The organism is Methylobacterium sp. J-092, from assembly GCF_022829325.1.
In the GTDB taxonomy this organism is placed as follows: domain Bacteria; phylum Pseudomonadota; class Alphaproteobacteria; order Rhizobiales; family Beijerinckiaceae; genus Methylobacterium.
This window is the reverse complement of record NZ_JAKSXU010000023.1, coordinates 1-469: the sequence shown is the minus strand read 5'-3', so window position 1 is coordinate 469 and position 469 is coordinate 1. Positions and strand designations below refer to the sequence as shown.

The following is a 469-nucleotide window of genomic DNA, read 5'->3' as shown; positions in this document are numbered from 1 at the left end:
TGTGGTCGAGAGGGCCCACAGCGCGGCTCTATCGGTCTCATCGAGAACGCAGGCGTGTTCGAGCTTGAGGATCAGCGGATTCGAGGACGCTTGTTGCCTTGCTGGGAACGGTATCGCGGCATCCGAGCGGAAGGGGGCCTGCAACGGGGCTACGTCAGTCATGCTTTTCGGTGCTGTCGCAGCCATCGCGTTGCCTCCTCCAGCGTGGCGAAGATCGGCGCCGAGATCCCGAAAAGCCGTCCGAAGGCCGCCTCCACGAACCAGCCCGTGCCCACCTCGTGTTCGGGGGTATCGAGACGCACCAGCACGGCGATCAGCATGCCGTTGGCCAGTACCAGCCGTCCCTCCTGATCCGGGCTGCCTGTGTCGACAGCGATCGGCTGCAGCACGAGCAACGCCTCGACGTTGTCGCGCGCATCCACGCCTAGCTTCCCCGGAGCTGGTTCAGCCACGGCTCGCTCCGGCGTGC

General features: G+C 65.7%; 1 protein-coding gene. It reads right to left on the bottom strand.

The genetic code is table 11. The annotated features are described in order from the left end of the window. Positions 1-158 precede the first annotated feature (158 nt). On the bottom strand, positions 159-469 hold a 311-nt coding region (locus MKK60_RS00390), incomplete at its 5' end, for a hypothetical protein (RefSeq protein WP_243983446.1).